The sequence below is a fragment of the Candidatus Poriferisocius sp. genome, assembly GCF_965219815.1.
Classification (GTDB): Bacteria; Actinomycetota; Acidimicrobiia; order Acidimicrobiales; family Bin134; genus Poriferisocius.
In genome coordinates this window covers 1,528,193-1,545,179 of record NZ_OZ244791.1, presented here as the reverse complement: position 1 = coordinate 1,545,179, position 16,987 = coordinate 1,528,193, and the positions used below count along the sequence as shown (strand labels likewise).

General features: G+C 61.9%; 15 protein-coding genes. 10 read left to right on the top strand and 5 right to left on the bottom strand.

The window, feature by feature from the left end:
- Positions 1-15: 15 nt before the first annotated feature.
- Positions 16-840 (bottom strand): amidohydrolase family protein, encoded by an 825-nt coding sequence (locus tag ACOQPI_RS07395; RefSeq protein ID WP_420619034.1) that lies wholly within the window; start codon positions 838-840, stop codon positions 16-18.
- A gap of 89 nt (positions 841-929) precedes the next feature.
- Between ACOQPI_RS07395 and ACOQPI_RS07390 the strand changes: the two genes are divergently transcribed.
- Together ACOQPI_RS07390 and ACOQPI_RS07385 are read left to right on the top strand one after the other, a co-directional pair.
- Positions 930-3,245, top strand: a complete 2,316-nt coding sequence (locus ACOQPI_RS07390) for a CaiB/BaiF CoA transferase family protein (RefSeq protein ID WP_420619033.1) — start codon at positions 930-932, stop codon at positions 3,243-3,245.
- A 7-nt stretch (positions 3,246-3,252) separates the two neighbouring features.
- Positions 3,253-3,675, top strand: a complete 423-nt coding sequence (locus ACOQPI_RS07385; RefSeq protein ID WP_420619032.1) for a beta-class carbonic anhydrase — start codon at positions 3,253-3,255, stop codon at positions 3,673-3,675.
- Positions 3,676-3,679: 4 nt separating this feature from the next.
- Here the strand turns inward: ACOQPI_RS07385 and ACOQPI_RS07380 are convergent, their stop codons facing one another.
- On the bottom strand, positions 3,680-4,513 hold the full coding sequence (locus ACOQPI_RS07380; RefSeq protein ID WP_420619031.1) for an SDR family NAD(P)-dependent oxidoreductase: 834 nt from the start codon (positions 4,511-4,513) through the stop codon (positions 3,680-3,682).
- A gap of 99 nt (positions 4,514-4,612) precedes the next feature.
- On the opposite strand from ACOQPI_RS07380, the gene ACOQPI_RS07375 reads away from it, so the two are divergent.
- Positions 4,613-5,356: an SDR family oxidoreductase gene (locus tag ACOQPI_RS07375; RefSeq protein WP_420619030.1), complete on the top strand. Its 744-nt coding sequence runs from the start codon at positions 4,613-4,615 to the stop codon at positions 5,354-5,356.
- 15 nt (positions 5,357-5,371) lie between these two features.
- Positions 5,372-5,668 carry a Dabb family protein gene (locus ACOQPI_RS07370; RefSeq protein ID WP_420619029.1) on the top strand — a complete coding sequence of 99 codons (297 nt, stop codon included), beginning with the start codon at positions 5,372-5,374 and terminating at the stop codon, positions 5,666-5,668.
- Here ACOQPI_RS07370 and ACOQPI_RS07365 read toward each other — a convergent pair.
- Positions 5,665-6,450 (bottom strand): glucose 1-dehydrogenase, encoded by a 786-nt coding sequence (locus tag ACOQPI_RS07365; protein WP_420619028.1) that lies wholly within the window; start codon positions 6,448-6,450, stop codon positions 5,665-5,667. The genes ACOQPI_RS07370 and ACOQPI_RS07365 overlap by 4 nt on opposite strands.
- 55 nt (positions 6,451-6,505) lie before the next feature.
- On the opposite strand from ACOQPI_RS07365, the gene ACOQPI_RS07360 reads away from it, so the two are divergent.
- Both ACOQPI_RS07360 and ACOQPI_RS07355 read left to right on the top strand, forming a co-directional pair.
- Positions 6,506-7,576: a Rieske 2Fe-2S domain-containing protein gene (locus ACOQPI_RS07360; RefSeq protein ID WP_420619027.1), complete on the top strand. Its 1,071-nt coding sequence runs from the start codon at positions 6,506-6,508 to the stop codon at positions 7,574-7,576.
- 18 nt (positions 7,577-7,594) lie between these two features.
- Complete coding sequence (locus ACOQPI_RS07355) at positions 7,595-8,983, top strand: FAD-dependent oxidoreductase (protein WP_420619026.1); 1,389 nt, start codon at positions 7,595-7,597, stop codon at positions 8,981-8,983.
- 7 nt (positions 8,984-8,990) lie between these two features.
- Here ACOQPI_RS07355 and ACOQPI_RS07350 read toward each other — a convergent pair whose 3' ends face one another.
- Complete coding sequence (locus ACOQPI_RS07350) at positions 8,991-11,024, bottom strand: cytochrome P450 (RefSeq protein WP_420619025.1); 2,034 nt, start codon at positions 11,022-11,024, stop codon at positions 8,991-8,993.
- Between the two features lie 165 nt (positions 11,025-11,189).
- Here ACOQPI_RS07350 and ACOQPI_RS07345 point away from each other — a divergent pair, with 165 nt between their 5' ends.
- From ACOQPI_RS07345 to ACOQPI_RS07335, 3 genes are read left to right on the top strand one after another with little or no spacing between them, the layout of a single operon-like run.
- Positions 11,190-12,680: a flavin-containing monooxygenase gene (locus ACOQPI_RS07345; RefSeq protein WP_420619024.1), complete on the top strand. Its 1,491-nt coding sequence runs from the start codon at positions 11,190-11,192 to the stop codon at positions 12,678-12,680.
- A 53-nt stretch (positions 12,681-12,733) separates the two neighbouring features.
- Positions 12,734-13,507 carry a glucose 1-dehydrogenase gene (locus ACOQPI_RS07340; protein ID WP_420619023.1) on the top strand — a complete coding sequence of 258 codons (774 nt, stop codon included), beginning with the start codon at positions 12,734-12,736 and terminating at the stop codon, positions 13,505-13,507.
- Positions 13,483-14,712: a cytochrome P450 gene (locus tag ACOQPI_RS07335; RefSeq protein ID WP_420619022.1), complete on the top strand. Its 1,230-nt coding sequence runs from the start codon at positions 13,483-13,485 to the stop codon at positions 14,710-14,712. The genes ACOQPI_RS07340 and ACOQPI_RS07335 overlap by 25 nt, the downstream gene beginning before the upstream one ends.
- Positions 14,713-14,730: 18 nt before the next feature.
- On the opposite strand, the gene ACOQPI_RS07330 is transcribed toward ACOQPI_RS07335, so the two are convergent.
- Positions 14,731-15,588, bottom strand: coding sequence for a hypothetical protein (locus ACOQPI_RS07330; protein ID WP_420619021.1), 858 nt, complete (start codon positions 15,586-15,588; stop codon positions 14,731-14,733).
- Positions 15,589-16,642: 1,054 nt separating this feature from the next.
- Between ACOQPI_RS07330 and ACOQPI_RS07325 the strand changes: the two genes are divergently transcribed.
- Entirely contained in the window at positions 16,643-16,966 is a 324-nt protein-coding gene (locus ACOQPI_RS07325; protein ID WP_420619020.1) for a helix-turn-helix domain-containing protein, read from the top strand.
- Positions 16,967-16,987 lie beyond the last annotated feature (21 nt).

The following is a 16,987-nucleotide window of genomic DNA, read 5'->3' as shown; positions in this document are numbered from 1 at the left end:
CCTGAACAGCCCGCCTCAGTACCGGGGGTTGCGGGGGCCGAAGAACAGGCGGTCGGCGTTGGCGTAGAGGTACTTGTCGAGCACGCCGTCGCGCAGGTCGAGATCCCAGGCCTCAGTGATGCAGCGGCGCATGTCCAGGGCCGGATGGTCGGAGGCGAAGATAACCTTGTCCTGTCCCCGGGTGTTCATGAAGTGGATGAATTCCTCCGGGAGCCGCTTGGGGCTATAAGCCGAGGTCATGAGGTGGAGGTTCTTGTACTTGATCATCAGGCGCATGGCCACCCCCCACCACGGGTCGGCTCCATGGGCCATGCACAGCTTCAGGTCGGGAAAGCGCAAACAGATCCGGTCCAACAGCATCGGGTCTTGGCCCTCGCCGGGCATGGGCGGGCCGGGAATGCCTGTGTTTATGGAAAGCGGCAGATCTAGCTCGGTGCACTTGGCGTAGAGCGGGTAATACACCGGGTCGCTGGGGGGAACATCCACGCCGAAAGGCACTACCCGGGCCAGCGCCACCGGATACTGCTTGACCATGTCCTCCAGCTTCCACAGCACCGGCATCATTCCCCGGGGATCGAGATGGAGAGCCAGAGCGAACCGCTCGGGGTAACGCTCCACGAAATCGAAGGGACGGGGGTTGTCCTCGCCGACCGTAGCCTGGATGACGGCCTTCTCCACCCCGAGCTCGTCCATGAGCGGCAGCAGCTCCTCGGGGGTGAAACTGCGGAAGAAATCGGCCCCGCCGTGGAGATAGTCCTCTTTGACCCGGATCAGGTACTCGGGGGGCTCGTAGTCGCCCATGTTCACGTTCACCCAGCAATCAATTGCTCTCGGCGGCATGGCCCGACGCTATCTCGGCTGGGTCTCCCGTCCGGACTCGATGGAATCTCTGATAGGTACCTCGCATCGCCAGGAACCAGAATCAAGCCATGGCCACTGCCCTGGAAGGGTTGCGAGTCTTGGAGCTCGGCTCGGGAGCGGCTGCTGGTATCGCCGGAATGGTCTTGGCCGAGAACGGAGCAGAGGTGGTCAAGGTCGAATCGCCCGACGGTGACCGAGACCGGGGCCGACCCGGTTTCACCGTCTGGCATCGGGCCAAGAAGAGCGCAGTTCTCAATCTGGCCGACGACAATGACCGGGACAGATTTTTCGAGTTGGCCCGGAAGGCCGACGGGGTAATCGCGGCGTTCCGACCATCGACCGCCACAAGTCTCGGGGTTGACTACGAGACCCTGAGCCGGCTGAACGATCAGCTGGTGTACGCCGCCATCACCGGCTTCGGCGAATCCGGACCCTGGCGGGACCTTCCCGGCTACGAGCAAATCGTGGCGGCCAAGAGCGGACGGATGACCACCTACGAAGGGGTGCGCCCCGGCCCGGTGTTCACCCCGGTGCCCATCGCCTCCTATGGAGCGGGAATGCTGGCCGCAGTCGGGCTCATGGCCGGCATCTGGGCCCGAGAAAGCACTGGCCGGGGGCAGCGGGTCCATACCAGCCTCCTCCACGCACTCAGCGTGTACGACATGACCAGCGGACACGGCAACCGCACCAACATGCCGCCCGAGCCGGGAAAGGTCTATGGGATCATGCGAGTGCCGTTCATGACCGCCCCCACCAAGGACGGCCGGTTCATCCAGATGTGCAGCCGCCAAGCCCACCACTACCGCCGGTGGCTCACGGAACTAGGGCTCGAGGAGCTGCTGGACGACCCCGATCTGGCCAATGCCCCCGACCTGTGGCCCAGCGAGGAGCGACTGGCCTCGGCTATCGAGGCCATTCAGGCCGGAATGGAGCAGCGAACTGCCGAGGAGTGGATGAACGTGTTCTCGGCCAAAGACATCGGGGGCGATCCGTTCCTGGCCCCGCGGGAATTCCTCGACCATCCCCATTGCACCGAGAACGGACGCCGCCAAGAGGTAGTTGATCCAGAGATGGGCCCCACGGTGCAGATCGGCCCGCTCGGTTTGTATTCCGAGTCGCCGTCTGTGGTCGGCCCGCCCGCACCCCGACTGGGAGAGCACACCGATGAGGTGCTGGCCGGCTGGCCTTCGACCGCCTCCCCTTCTCCCTCGGCTAGTGGGAATGATCCAGCTTCCGACCTGCCTCTGGCTGATATCACCATCTTGGACGTCGGCTACTTCTACGCCTGCCCGTTCGCAGCCACGCTGCTGGCTGAGGCAGGTGCCCGGGTGATCAAAGTGGAGCCGCCCACCGGCGATCCCGGACGGCGCAACTGGACCACCGACTACGTGAAGTCGCTGGTGGGCAAAGAGTCAATCGTCTTGGACCTCAAGACGCCTGAGGGGCTCGACATCCTCTACCAGCTGGTCGACAGAGCTGACGTCTTCCTGCACAATTTCCGGCCAGGGACTCCCGAGCGGCTGGGCATCGACGCGGAGTCCGTGATGGGCCGCAATCCCCGCCTGCTTTACGTATACGCCTCGTGTTTCGGCAGTCGGGGGCCGTGGGCCCACAAGGCGGGATTCCATTCGTCACCCAATGCCATTGCCGGCGCCGGGATGGTGGAGTCGGGTGAACAGAACCCGCCCCGCAACCGCACCTACGGCGACCCCACCGCCGCCCTGGCTACCGCGGCGGCCATCATGGCCGGCGTGTTGGCTTGCCGCCGCATAGGTCGAGGCCAGAAGCTGGAGACCACCATGCTCACCGCCACTGCTTACGCCGTGGCTGAGTGGGGGATCCAACACTCGGGTCTTCCATCGCCCGTGGTGGACTCCGGACAGTACGGCTTCCACGCCTACCAGCGGCTGTACGAGACCGGCGACGGGTGGCTGCTGCTGGATGTGCATCGAAACCGCGAGCGACAGGCATTGGGCGCGGTGCTTGGCATCGAGCTTCCCGAACTGCCCTCCTCGGAACTCTCAACCCAGCTAACCGGAGTGTTCAGTACAGACTCGGCTGAGGCTTGGGAAGACCGGCTGCTGGCGGCCGGAGTGCCCGCGGCCCAAGCTGATCGGGGTGACTTCTTGCGCAATATGTTGAATGAGAACCACATGCGGGAAAGCGGCGTGGCCGTGGAAGCCGAACAAGACGAACTGGGCTCGTACTGGAGAGCCGCTCCGACCATGCAATTCTCGTCTGCCCCCACTCCGCTGGCCCCTACACTCCCCCTCGGTTGGGCCACAATGGAGATATTGGGTGAACTTGGTTTCGATCATGAGGAAATCACCACGCTTCACGATGCCGGGGTGACCAAGCCCATCGGACACGGCCTACCCAGCTAAAGGACCAATGAGCGAATCTTCTGAACTTCAGACATCCGTGTTGGCCTGCATGGATCACCGATTGGATCCTGTTGCCATCCTGGGGATCAATCCCCACGAGGCCCACGTTGTCCGTAACGCTGGGGGCTATGTGACAGAAGACGCCATCCGCTCCATTTGCCTGTCGCAGCAACTCGTCGGAACCAACCGCATTGTGGTGCTTCACCATACGGATTGCGCGGCCTCCAGGCATTCTGCCGAGGGCTACCGGGCGTTGGTGGAAGCCGGTACCGGCGTCTCACCGACCTGGGATGTGGAACCGGTCGGCGACCCTCGCGAGCGGGTTCTGGCCGCGATGGAGCAGCTCCGGGCATCGCCCCTGCTGGACACAGCCAACTTGGAAGGCTACGTCTACGACGTGGATGACGGCAGCCTGACCTCGGTGGAGTAGCCGCCTACCTCGACGACATCGGGAGCATCTCGTCACCGGCGATGCCTGCCGACGATTCGCTCATCGACGAAACAATGGCCCCTCGGTTGTGAGGAGTGAGAATGAACTCACTGGCGGCCCGGTTGTGCTCGCCAACCACATAGGTCGGCCCGTTGTGGAGGTTGGCCAAGGCTTCATCGGCGACATCTGCGGCCTCCATCGGGCTGTGGGCGCTCAAGTCGGCCCCCATCCGCCGGTGGGAGGGGGTATCGGTGGCCCCGATCACCATGGCGATGGCGTCCACCCCGTAGATTCCGAGCTCTCTCCACAGCCCTTCGGCAAGAACCCAGTCATACGCCTTCGAGGCGTTGTACACCGACTGATGGGTTGAGCCGGCAAACCCGGCCACCGAGCCGACCAAAACAAGGCCGCCCCGACCTCGCTGGATCAGCCGAGGGGCAAAGCGATGGGCGAACAGCGTCGTGGTGCGACAGTTCATGTTCACCAGGGCGAGAAGGTCTTCCTCGGGCCATTCGGGGAAGTAGTTGAACCGGATGGTGGCCCCGGCGTTGAAGATCACCAGTCCGACGTCGAGGTCTTCGGTCAACTCGGCCGCCATGGCCGCCGCATCGGCGTGGCCCAGGTCTACCGAGGCGGTCCGAACCTCGACGCCGTGCTCGGCTCGGATATCGGCGGCCAGAGCATCTAGCGGAGCCTGGCGACGAGCAAGCAGCACCGAGTTGATCCCCTCGCGGGCAAGGCGGCGGGCAAATGCCTCCCCGGTGCCCTCCGACCCTCCCGCGATCAAGGCCCACGGGCCGTAGCGGTCGGAAAAATCAGCCGGGAGTTCCCAATTCATGGCCTGAGGCTAGCCACAACCTGAGTACCTCCGGTCACCCGGAAAGAAGGTGCGTGGACCAGCACCGGTATTTCGGCGGTGGGCCACTAACCTCGCCCCGTGGATTTAGGAATCAGCGGACGACGGGCGCTCGTGGCTGCCTCCTCAGCCGGGTTGGGCTTGGCCACCGCGGTAGCACTGGCCGAAGAGGGATGCCGGGTGGTTATGAACGGGCGAGACCCGGACCGGCTCAATGATGCGGCTGAGGGCGTGCCCGGTGCCATCCCCATCGTCGGCGACGTTTCCGACGCGGCCGGAGCGACCGCACTGGTGGACGCCGCCACAGAGGCGCTGGGCAGCATCGACATCCTGGTCACCAACGCCGGCGGACCTCCTGGCGGCAACTGGGTGAGCACCGACGTCGACCTCTACCCGGCTGCGCTGGAGCTGAGCCTGTTGTCGGTGGTGGCCATGACCAAGGCGGCCGTTCCGGCCATGCAGGCCCAGGGCTGGGGCCGGGTGCTGGCCATCACTTCGGTGTCGGTACGCCAGCCGCTGGACATGCTCATCTTGTCCAACACGGCTCGGGCCGGGGTCACCGGCTACCTCAAGACCATGGCGAACCAGGTGGCGGCCGACGGTGTGACCGTGAACTCCCTTCAGCCCGGCTACCACGCCACTGACCGGCTTCGGCAGCTATTCGGCGACCAGATGTCCGATCTCGAGTCCACAGCCGCCACCCGATCGGTGGGCGAACCCGCTGACTTCGGCCGAATCGCCGCATTCTTGTGCTCTGAGCACGCCCGATTCATCACCGGCACCGCCCTCCCCGTGGATGGCGGACTCTGCGCCGGACTGCAATAGGCCAAAGGAGAAGACATGATCCGCCACGTTGTGATGTTCAAGTTCCGAGACGACGCCGACGAGGCCCAGCGCCAGGCGGTACACGACGCCATCGCCACCATGCCCGAGGCCACCGGGGTGACCGAGGCCTACACCATCGGACCGGATCTAGGGCTGGCTGAGGGCAATTTCGACTTCGTCGTCGTCGGGGATTTCGCCGACCAAGAGGCCTACTTGACGTACCGCGACCACCCCGAGCACCAGCGGATCGTCTTCGACATCATCCGCCCGGCCATCACCGACCGAGCCGCAATCCAATTTGAGATTCCCTAAGTGGGCATGATCCCCGGAGAGGGGTAACCGGCGGTGAAGCCGCCGTCTGAGATGAACTCCGACCCGGTGGAATACGAGCTCTCGTCAGAGGCCAAGAACAAAGCAAGGCGGGAGATGTCCTCGGGAACTCCGGCCCGGCCCATGGGGGCCATCCGAGCCGAGTAAGCCTCCAGATTCTTGTGTACCTCCTCAGGAGTCCTCTCCTCCGTGGATCCCATGTGGGTGAGGATGAATCCGGGGTGGATGGAGTTCACCCGGATGCCCACTGGGGCCAGTTCCATAGCCGCGGTCTTGGTCATCCCTCGCACCGCCCACTTGCTGGCGATATAGGACGTGAGGTTGTTCATGCCGATAAGCCCGTCGATAGAGGAAATGTTGATGATCGATCCGCCGCCCGACTCGGTCATCGGCTTCACCGCAGCCCTCATCCCGAGGAACACGCCGGTCTGGTTCACCTCAGTGACCCGCCGGTAGCTATCCAGCGTCATCTCGGCCAATGGGGCCACCTCGGCAATCCCGGCGTTGTTCACCAGCACGTCAAGCCGCCCGAAGTTCCCCATCACCGCATCTATAGCCGCGGCCCAGTCTTCCTCCCGGGTCACGTCCAAGTGCTGGTAAATCGCGCTCGGGCCGATGTCGGCGGCCACCGCGGCACCCTCGTCGTCGAGAATGTCGGCCACCATCACTTTGGCTCCCTCCGCGGCGAACACCCGGCAGTGGGATTGGCCCATACCCCGAGCACCACCCGAAACCAGCGCAACCTTGTTGTCCAAGCGCCCCATGCTTCCCTCCGTTTTCTAACGACAGCGGCCATGAGGGTAGCGTTTCCCGAGCGATATGACGGCAATAGCGAACGACCCGCTGCTTTCCCCGTTTCCCGAGGGCTGGTTTTTCGTCACCAGCCGCAAATCGCTAGATGAGAACTCCAACCTCATCCGAAAGGTCTGGATGGGCGAGGAGATCATCGTCTGGTGCGACGACGACACTGGTGTCTGTGTGGCTGACGCTTTCTGCCCGCATTTGGGCTCGGATCTGGGGCCCGAGGTGGGGGGCTGTGTTCGCGACGGCCGGCTGGTGTGTCCCTTCCATGGATTCGAATACGACACCGGCGGCCAGTGCGTGTCCACTCCCTTTGGCCCTGCCCCCAAGGCGGCTCGGCTTCGGGTATACGAGACCCGGGAAATCGCCGGTCTGATCTTCGCCTGGTGGGGCATCGAGGGGCGGGCACCGCAGTGGCACCTGCCTGCCGGGGAGCCCGACCAAACCGGCTGGAGCAGACACCACATTTGGATTTCCCGCTTTCCCGGCCATCCCCAAGAGACAACGGAGAACTCCGTCGACCTAGCCCACCTGACCCACGTCCACGGCTACGACAGCGTCAGCCGCGTCGATCCATTGGAGATAGAGGGGCACTTCCTCAGAAGCCGTTTCGACTTTGCCACCACCCGCAAAGTCGCCAAGATCGCCCGGCTGAAGCTCTCCGTTGAGGCCAACGCTCTCATCTACGGCCTGGGCTACTCCTACGTGGAAGTGCGCGAGGTGACAATCGGATTGGATATGCGCCTCTGGATATTGGCAACGCCTGTCGACGGCACTCACATCGACTTGACGGTGGTGTCGCAGACGGGACCTCTGCTCAAACCAGGCCGCTGGATTGCGGGTCTGGCATTTCTGCCCCAGAGGCTGCGACCTCCCATCATCAACAGGTTCATGGCCTACTTTGAGAAACGAGACGTTTTGCAAGACGTGCCCATTTGGAGCGCCAAGCAATACCGCCCCCGTCCCCGCCTGTCGCGTTCTGAAGGCGAGATCGGCCAATACCGCGCCTACTGCGCCCAGTTCTATTCCGATACGTCTGCTACCGCAGACTGCGACACAACGGTCGCCGACCAGGCTGCGGCCAACTAAGGGAGAAGGACGGCGAGAGTGGCCAAGAGAGCAAAGCCCAATACCCAGCAGAAAATCGCCATCGTCGGCGGCGGCATCTCGGGACTGGGCGCGGCGTGGGGGCTGCACCATCAGCCGGACCGATTCGACTTTCGACTGTACGAAGCGCAGGAGAAGCTCGGCGGCAACGCCATCACCGCCCAGATGCCCCAAGACGACGGCAGTTCGATCCCCTTCGACATCTCGGTCACCGCCTGCATCCCGTCGGTGTACGACCACATCCTGTTGCTGATGAAGCAGTTCGACATCGAGTTGCTCGACACCAAGTTCAGCTACAGCGTGAAGTACGGCGGCCAGATCTATGCCCACGATTTCGATTCCGACATCAGAGAGCAGCTGAAATCGGAAATCGCCAAGTTCCAACGCCTCCTGCGACGCCTGCACCGCTTCGGATGGCTCACCAATTCCCAGTCGAAGGCGCTGAGCCTTCTCAACCCCTACAACTACGTGAGCATGGGCACGCTGCTGAATCTGGGCGGGTTCTCCGGCGACTTCAGGTACAAGGTTCTCAAGCCCATGTTCGTCAACTTCCTCATGGCCACCAACGTGTTCGACATGCCGGCATCGCTGTTCGCCCGGTATCTGGAGTTCTTCGACATCGAGTCGGCCACGCCCATGCAGACGTGGGACCAGGGAACCCAGCGCATCTACCAACACATGTCAGCCGGCTTCCAAGACAAGATCTACCTGAACCGGCCGGTGCAAAAGGTGTACCGGTCGAAGTCCGGTGTGGTGGTGGTGGACGCGGCCGGTGCTCGGGAGGAATTCGACGAGGTGATTTTCGCGTGCAATGCGAACCAGACGTTGATGATGCTCGACAAGCCCACTGCCCTTGAGCGCTATCTGCTCTCGTCGATTCGCTATGAGAGCGAGCTCCACAACCACACCGTCGTCCACTACGACTCCTCGGTGCTCCCCGAAAACGAGGTGAAGCCGCTGACCACCCGCAGCAACCACATCGAGCAGTACGGCGCGAGACCGGACAACTACGAGATCACCTACATCATGCACAACCAGCAGCCGTGGGTCAACCGGTCGGACAAGCCCTGCTTGGTGACCTATAACGCCATCTCGCCAATCGACGAGGACAAGATCGTCAAGAGGTGGTGGTTCCAGCACATCGTGCACGACGTGCGCCACGTCGCCTGGCTGGTCAACCTGTTCCGCTTCGTCCAGGGCAAGCGGCGCACTTGGCACTGCGGCGCCCACACGCTGATCAACAGCCAGGAGACCTGCTTCATCACCGGACTCGCCGCGGCAAGACAGCTCGGCGCCGACTACCCCTTCGACGATCCCGCGGCGAGGCGCGCCTTCAACTTCTACGGGAGCCTGATGTACGGGTGGCGCTTCAAGAAGGCGAAGCGCTAAGACAGCGTCAGCCGATTAGCTCGCGTCGCTTTCCGGCGATGTGGAACTTGAGCTTCTTGTTCGGAGACATCGACGCGAACGGGGAGATCTTGAACTTGTACTTCTTCGGGGCGACTTCGAGTTCGAAGTAGTGGGCGATCATCAATAGATCGATCAGCATCTGAAGTTCCGCCATCCGCCAGCCCATGCACGTGTGGGTGCCCAAACCGTATGGGGCATAGGTGGAACCGAGGTGTTCCTTGCGCGGCGCCTTGTAGCGGTCGATATCGAAGGTGAACGGATCGGGAAACACATCGTCCATGTAGTGGGTGGCTGTGGTGGCGATGAACACCCGCACCCCCTCCTCGAGTTCGAATCCCTCCACCACGCATGCATTCATCACGTTGCGAACCGACATCGAGAGGGTCGGCCACATGCGCAAGCACTCCATGATGAAGCGGCGGCTGATGTCGTTCCCAGGCCCAGTCAGCGCCTCGACGTCGGGATCGCCGTCGGCGAACAGGGCATCGGCCTCCGCCCTGATCTGCTCGTAGAACTCCGGCCTGGTCAACATGGCGTAGACGATGAAGCTCAGCTCGTCGCCCACGTACATGCTGGCCAGAAGCGGCGTGGAGAGCACGAACCGAAGATTCGACTCGGGTAGGAACTGCTTGTCGCTGGTGTGCATGCTCAGCAGATCGTCGACCAATTCCCGTGGGCAACCCGCCCGCTGGGCGGGGGTGTGGACCTTTTGGACCCGGTCCACCACCTCGTCGATTGTCTTCCCCCGGCGCCTCATGCCCGGGGTCTTCAACATGAACTTGGGGAGAGATTTGGCAACATGCGTCTGGAGCGCACGCTCCTTGAACTTCTGAAGATCTTCGATGATGTCCTGCGACTCAATGCTGGCCAGCAGCGGCGACGTCTGGGCGTTGACGAAATTCCGGCACATCGTCACCGCGGGCAGGGTTTCTCCGACGTTCCAAGCAGACATTTCCTTTCGCGCGTAGCGGTAGACCACTTCGAGCGACTCTTCCAGCCTGGTGCGGGAGTACGCGGGCTGGATGGACTTGCGATAGCGGAAGTGGTCGGCACCGTCGAGGGCGGGCAGCAACCCAGCACCGCCATAGACCTTCTCGAAGTCCGTGAAATAGTCCCGAGCCCTCAAATACATGCGGCCATTGCGGTGTACCCAGTGATTCATCTCCGGCCCGGCGAGGAAGATGCTTCGCTCCTGGAAGGGAATGCGGACCTCGAACACCGAGCCGTGCTTTTCGTGAAGCTCCGCGAACAGCGCCGGGAGGTTCCCACTGCGCACATGCTTGCTGCGCAACAGCTTGCGCATCTTGACAACGGGGATGGGCTTGGTGAGGGTGGATCGACGTAACAGCGGGCTGGCGATGTTCTCGCTGACCGCGGTGGCGATGGAGCGGCCGATCAGGTCCATTTTCAGGATTTGCTCGACACGCTGCTCCGACTCCTCATCGAGCTCGAAGATGTAGCGCAACACGTCGCAAGTATCGATGAGGCAGACGATGACCACGTCTCTGGGACTCGGAATCTCGTTGTAGAAGATCGCCTTGCTGATTCGGGTCTTGACGAACTCGACAGCGGTGCCCACCTCGGTACTGGTGTGGAACCCCGACATCCAGGCTCCTCGGGCCAGCGACCAGAAATCGCCCTCGTGGTGTTGCAGGATCCTCAGGTCGACCAAGCGATCCAAGGTCCTATCGATGATCGACTCTGCTTTGGGAGCGAGCCGCTCGATCCAGTACTGGGCGTTGTACTGCCCCGGCTCCTGCGCGATTTCGGCCAGGATGGGGTCGAGACAGGGATCGCCCGTCACCTTCGTGTCCAGAAGAATCAAGGACTCCATGTCGGTGTCGATGCGATAGAGGAAGGAAAGCTCGGCGAGCGCGGCGCCGACGACGGTGCAATTCAGTGTCCACCCGGGTACCTGGCGGAAGTAACCGCTCTCCTCATTCAAGAGCGTCAAGACGAACTCGTCGAGCAGGCTCAGCGGCGTTGCGTTGGCCTCTACTTCGGTTTCGACGCGCGTCATGAGTGAGCGTTCCCGTGTTTCACGCTACGAACTCTAATCTCCAGCGTCCTGAACGACAATCACACTGCTGTCGTCAAAGGACATTCCAAGATCTAAAGATCTCTCCGTTTTCTACCGGAAGCGGCCACGAGGGTAGCGTTTTCCGAGCCACTGAGAGAGGTACACATGAGCACGCAGCAAGCAGCAGCCAGCGGCAACGGGGGACGAGACCTGCGGATCGCCATCATCGGGGCCGGGCCGGGCGGGCTGTGCGCCGCCATTCGGCTCCGCCAGTCGGGATTCGAGAACTTCACCGTGCTGGAGAAGGGCAGCGGCGTGGGCGGCACCTGGTACCACAACCGCTACCCCGGCTGCGCTTGCGACATCCAGTCGGAGCTCTACTCGTTCTCCTTCGAGATAAACACCACCTGGACCCGCCCCTATGCCCGCCAGCCCGAGATCTTGCGCTACATGGAGCACTGCGCTGAGAAGTACGAGGTGCTCCCCCACTGCCGGTTCAACGACGCCGTCAAATTGGCCCGCTGGGACGACGACAGCGCCACATGGACGCTGACCACCGAGTCAGGCGCCGAGGTCACCGCCGACGTGGTGATCAGTGCCCTGGGCATGTTCAACGACGTTCCCCTGCCCGACATCGAGGGGCTGGGCTCGTTCGAGGGCAAGACCATCCACTCGGCCCGGTGGGACTGGGAGCACGACCTCACCGGTGAGACAGTCGGCGTGATCGGCTCGGCGGCCAGCGCCGTGCAGCTCGTCCCCGAGATCGCCCTCGAGGTGGGCCAGCTCCAAGTGTTCCAGCGCACCGCCAACTGGGTGCTGCCCAAAGAAGACGACCCTTACACCGCCGAGGAGATGGCCGCCCGCCAGGCCGACCCCAGCATCGTGGCGGCCCGCCGCGACGAGCTGTTTGAGCAGGTGGACACCGGCATGGCCTTCAAAGATCCCGTGAGGCAGGCCGAGATGGAGGACATCGGCCGCCGAGCCCTCGAAGCGGTGACCGATCCCGAACTGCGGGCCAAGCTCACCCCCACTCACATGTGGGGCTGCAAGCGGCCGCTGTTCCACAACGAGTACTTCACCACCTACAACCGCTCCAACGTAGAACTGGTTACCGACGCCATCGAGCGCATCACCCCCAAGGGGGTGCTCACCGTGGACGGCACCGAGCGGGTGATGGACACCATGGTGCTGGCCACCGGGTTCTCCACCACCAAGTACCTCTCGGCCATTGAGGTAACCGGCCGGGGAGGTTTGGACATCGAGGATGCCTGGAACGACGGTGCCACCGCCTACATGGGCATCACCACCGCCGGGTTCCCCAACCTGTTCATGCTGTACGGCCCCAACACCAACAACGGCTCGATCATCACCATGATCGAGTACCAGGTGGACTACGCCCTGGCCCACATCCAGCGCCTAGCCGAACAGCGTTTGGCCTGGGTGGACGTAAAGTCCGAGCCCATGGACCGCTACAACGAGTGGGTGCAGGAGGGAATCTCCGAGATCAGGCCCTGGAATGCCAGCTGCAACGGCTACTACCGCAGCCCCAGCGGCCGCATCGTTACCCAGTGGCCCCACAACATGACCACCTTCAAAGACCAGACCGCCGCCATCGACGAAGACGCCTACGAGGTGGCATCACTGCCAGCGGACTGAATCGCAGTCGGAGCGCAACCAGAAACCACCTAAATCGACAAGGGGCAAAGCGAATGACAGGAAGACTGGAAGGCAAGGTTGCGCTCATTTCTGGCAGCGCTCGGGGCCAAGGCGAGGCGGAGGCCCGCCGATTCGTCGCCGAAGGGGCCAAGGTGGCCATCACCGACCTGCGCGACGTGCTGGGCGAGCAGCTGGCCGCCGAGCTGGGCCCTGACACCTTCTACCAACAGCTCGACGTGACCCGGGAGGACGACTGGGACGCGGCGGTGGCCGCCACCCTAGAGCGGTTCGGCAAGCTCGACATTTTGGTGAACAACGCCGGGATCGGGGCGTTCGGCACGCTGGAGGGGCTCGATCTCAAGACCCACCACGAGATGACCGACATCAACCTCCACGGGGTGTACTTGGGAATGCGGGCGGCCAAAGCCGCTCTGGTGTCCACCGGCAACGGCGCCATCGTGAACATCTCCTCCATCGACGGCATCGTGGGCGTGCTGGGCATGACCAGCTACTCGGGCACCAAGTTCGCGGTCACCGGCATGACCCGCTCAGCCGCCATCGAGCTCGGGCCGCTGGGAGTGCGGGTCAACTCCATCCACCCCGGGGTGATCAACAGCCCCATGGTGCAGGAGGCTCCGCCCGAGACCCTGGCTCGGCTCAACCGGCTCATGGACATGCAGCCCATCAAGCGCATGGGCGAGCCCGACGAGATCGCCTCGCTGGCCCTGTTCCTGGCCAGCGACGAGGCCAGCTACATCACCGGCGCCCAGTTCGTGATCGACGGCGGGCACCTGGCCGGGCCATGGCGGGAATCGTTCGAGGAGTAGGGGAAGGCGAAGCCATGACCGACACCCTGCCGGCGTTCGATCCCCACAATCCCGAGTACTTCGAGACGGGTCTGCCCTTCGACCTGCTGGCCGAACTCCGCCAGCAAGGACCAGTGGCCAAGACGCCGCTGGGCTACTACCTGACTCGCCGCCAAGAGGCCGACGAGCTGCTGTACGCGGTGGACACCTACGGCTCCGACATGACGCCGGGCACCGGGCTGACGGGAGTGGAGGAAGTGCCCGAGGAGCAGCTGTTTCTCCCCGAGATCGACGAGCCGGTCCACGGGCAGATCCGCCGGTTGTACAACTCGGCGCTGGGTCCCCACCGCACCATGAGGATCCAGCCGTTCGTGCGAGAGACCTGCGAGGGGCTGCTGGACGCGCTGGTAGACAACGAAGTCTCGGACCTGCACGCCGACTACGCCGTGCCCATTCCTTGCGAGGTGATCGCCCGCATCATCGGCCTGCCCGAGGGCGGGGCCGACAAGCTGAAGGTGTGGTCGTCAGACGGCTCGGTCATGTTCCGGGCTGTGTGCCCCCAGTACGCCCCCGACGGCCCACCCATCACCGGCTACTTGAAAGACTTGGTGGCCCAAGAGCGACAAGCCGACGAGCCCAGCTCGCACACCTACAAGGTGTTTCTGGATGCGGAGATCGAGGGCGAATCCCTCAGCGACACCGTGATCGCCCACCAGCTTCAGACGATGGTGCTGGGCGGGGTACACACCACCCGCGGCCTGCTGGCCCACTCCATGCACCGGCTCATCGTCGAGCCCGAAAACTGGGCCGCTCTGGAGGCCGACCGAGAGCTGATCCCAGTATTCGTGGAGGAGTCGCTGCGCCACGACTCCCCCGCTCCCCGAGTGGCCCGGCGGTGCCTGAAGGACACCCACTTGGGCGGGGTGGACATGCAACAGGGCGACTGGGTAGAGGTGGGCCTGGCCTCAGCTAACCGCGACGCAGACCAATACGAAGACCCCGAGGACTTCCGCCTCGACCGCCCCGACCCCTTGAACCATGTTGCCTTCGGCGCCGGCGCCCACGTCTGCCCCGGCGCCAGCCTCGCCCGCCTAGAAGGAGTCACCGCCATCGAAACCCTCCTCGACCGCGTCTCCGCCCTCACCCCCGTCGACGGCTTCGAGTACCCACCCCTCCCCGCCAACCTCGCCTACAGCGACCTCCCCGCCCACATCACCTGGCGCTAAAGCCCGCTCTGATCTAAGTCAGTCGGCAAGGTCGGCAGGGTCAACCTCCCGCCAATTGGTCCCGTCTGGATCAATAATCCACATAATTGGATCACGCTGGTAATCAGAGAACGAATACCAATGTCCCGATACAAGCACATCGCTTTCATGGCTTCGTATGGACCAAATGAACGTGAAAGGAGTATCGCCCTGCTCATGCCAGTCATTCGAATGCACACTCTCTGGAGTGTCGATAGGCACCCACTCATACCCATCGCGAGAATAATAGATTCTCTGCTCCCCGCTTCTGTGCGGGTCGTATCCAGCGAAATGCGGAATGGTTAAAGCCATATAGCCTTCCTGTGTTCCAATAACATCGCAACACACCTTGAGGGGCGTATACGGTAATTCAACCCAATTATTTGAACTCTCAGACGGAATATTTGATTCCCACTTTTGCGCCCACACCCACCCAGAGAAGTTGGGACTTTGCAAGTATAGCTTGTTTCCAAATTCACTTCCATAGGTTGAAAATATCTCATCACTAATGCCCAACTCTTCAAAAGAGACGAATCTGTACTTGGATGATCCATCGGCAGCAATCCAGTTGAACAAAAGTCCTCTTTCACCGTTCTCCGACGAACTCCATAGATTATACCATCCTGTTATATCCTCTTTGACATCATCAGGAAGGAGACGCCAAATGGGAATTCGTACTGTAACTGTAGTTAAAATAAGCCAGCCATTTGGACCCAATACAACATCTTCCAGGTAAAATGAAACTGCGAGTTGTGGGGGGAGATAGTCCGGACGGTGGAACGGAATCGTCAATTGCTCCCATTCATCCAAGTCAGTAGATATGAATACCTTGACACTAGATTCCTCTTCTATTGCCATCAGCAGGTGATTACCATCCGAAATTACATGAATCGGTGGAGAACGTACTTCATCTCCGTGGACACGGAGTGGCGAGGGCGTGAAGGGAACCGAAAGCCGTACTGGATCACTCCAGTTATCGCCGTCACTAGACACTCTCATCAGTAGATACGGCTCCCCGTGTAGTGACGGAAACCACCAAACCGTCGATCCTCCGCTGCCACTTAGTATCACGACCTGACATGGATCAATGACCTTCGGATAACCAAATTGGAGAAATCCACCCCTCCATGGAACACGCCATGAGTGCCGGCCAATTGAATCGACGGTCGTATCAGCCAGGTTGTTTGCCTCGCCTAGAGTTGCCTGTACCATGAGATTCTGAACATATGCAATCGAACCGGGCTTTTCGCAAGTGACTTTGTATACGTAACGTCTACTCTCTGAGGCATCACCACCAGGAAGCACATTTGTTGCCCAATATTCTTTCGCCAAAATGCGGGCTCCGATTTCTGGCGGAATGTCTGAATATTTGATAACGAATACAGAACTGGTCGGATCCGGGGTCGGGGTCGGAGGGGGAACTGTCGGCGTTGGAGCTACCGGGGTCGGCGTGGCGGTAGGGTTTGCCGGAGCCGGCGAGCCAGCTACCGGGGTCGGCGTCGGAGCAGGGACAGGCGAGGTCGGTGTGGGAGCTACCAGAGTCGGCATCGGCGTGACGGGCACTGTCGGTTTGACCATGCCAGATTCAACAATTGGAGAGGCGATGCCAGAGACCTCGCTTGGCGAGTCTCCACACCCGGCGACACCCGTGGAAACCAAGCTCAAGACAACTACAGCCACCCCGGCGAGCCGAACTCGCTGGCACAACCAGCGAGCCAAGTCGCGGCGTTTCGGATTCCTCATAGACCTACCGATCTGCCCCCTTGGCCTATAGACGCACAAGACCGGCATTCGGTTCCATAAGCTCCTTGCACCTCAGGCCTCTCCGCTCATTCGAACTGGATCTTCTAGGAGGGGAGCCCATTGCCATTTGTTTATTTGCGGATAAACTGACATGCACTGGAGGTGTTCAATGAAGATCACTGGCTCGCAGGATCCCGTTGATTTTGAGACCGTCGAAGACGTACTCGACGGGATCGACTTCTCTCCCACTGAACGATCTCAAATCGAGGCGAAGACCTCTGCTCTGCTGTCCCTTGATGCGCGCCTCAAGGACCTCCGAATTGCTGCCGGTGTCCTCCAGAAAGACGTGGCACTGGCCATGGGCGTCACCAAGTCGTCAGTGGCCCAGTTGGAATCCCGCGGCCTTACCGATGCCAAACTCAGCACTCTCACCCGGTACTTTGCCGGACTCGGATACAAGCTCGATTTCGCCCTCACCCCCATCGACGCCTGAATCCACATATCGCCAAACGAA

Excerpts from the sequence above, each read along its gene's own strand:
- ACOQPI_RS07330 (WP_420619021.1), bottom strand. The coding sequence starts at position 15,588 with ATGGCAATAGAAGAGGAATCTAGTGTCAAGGTATTCATATCTACTGAC.
- ACOQPI_RS07340 (WP_420619023.1), top strand. The coding sequence starts at position 12,734 with ATGACAGGAAGACTGGAAGGCAAGGTTGCGCTCATTTCTGGCAGCGCT.
- ACOQPI_RS07385 (WP_420619032.1), top strand. The coding sequence starts at position 3,253 with ATGAGCGAATCTTCTGAACTTCAGACATCCGTGTTGGCCTGCATGGAT.
- ACOQPI_RS07365 (WP_420619028.1), bottom strand. The coding sequence starts at position 6,450 with ATGGGGCGCTTGGACAACAAGGTTGCGCTGGTTTCGGGTGGTGCTCGG.
- ACOQPI_RS07345 (WP_420619024.1), top strand. The coding sequence starts at position 11,190 with ATGAGCACGCAGCAAGCAGCAGCCAGCGGCAACGGGGGACGAGACCTG.
- ACOQPI_RS07370 (WP_420619029.1), top strand. The coding sequence starts at position 5,372 with ATGATCCGCCACGTTGTGATGTTCAAGTTCCGAGACGACGCCGACGAG.
- ACOQPI_RS07390 (WP_420619033.1), top strand. The coding sequence starts at position 930 with ATGGCCACTGCCCTGGAAGGGTTGCGAGTCTTGGAGCTCGGCTCGGGA.
- ACOQPI_RS07380 (WP_420619031.1), bottom strand. The coding sequence starts at position 4,513 with ATGAATTGGGAACTCCCGGCTGATTTTTCCGACCGCTACGGCCCGTGG.
- ACOQPI_RS07325 (WP_420619020.1), top strand. The coding sequence starts at position 16,643 with ATGAAGATCACTGGCTCGCAGGATCCCGTTGATTTTGAGACCGTCGAA.
- ACOQPI_RS07395 (WP_420619034.1), bottom strand. The coding sequence starts at position 840 with ATGCCGCCGAGAGCAATTGATTGCTGGGTGAACGTGAACATGGGCGAC.
- ACOQPI_RS07350 (WP_420619025.1), bottom strand. The coding sequence starts at position 11,024 with ATGACGCGCGTCGAAACCGAAGTAGAGGCCAACGCAACGCCGCTGAGC.
- ACOQPI_RS07360 (WP_420619027.1), top strand. The coding sequence starts at position 6,506 with ATGACGGCAATAGCGAACGACCCGCTGCTTTCCCCGTTTCCCGAGGGC.
- ACOQPI_RS07335 (WP_420619022.1), top strand. The coding sequence starts at position 13,483 with ATGGCGGGAATCGTTCGAGGAGTAGGGGAAGGCGAAGCCATGACCGAC.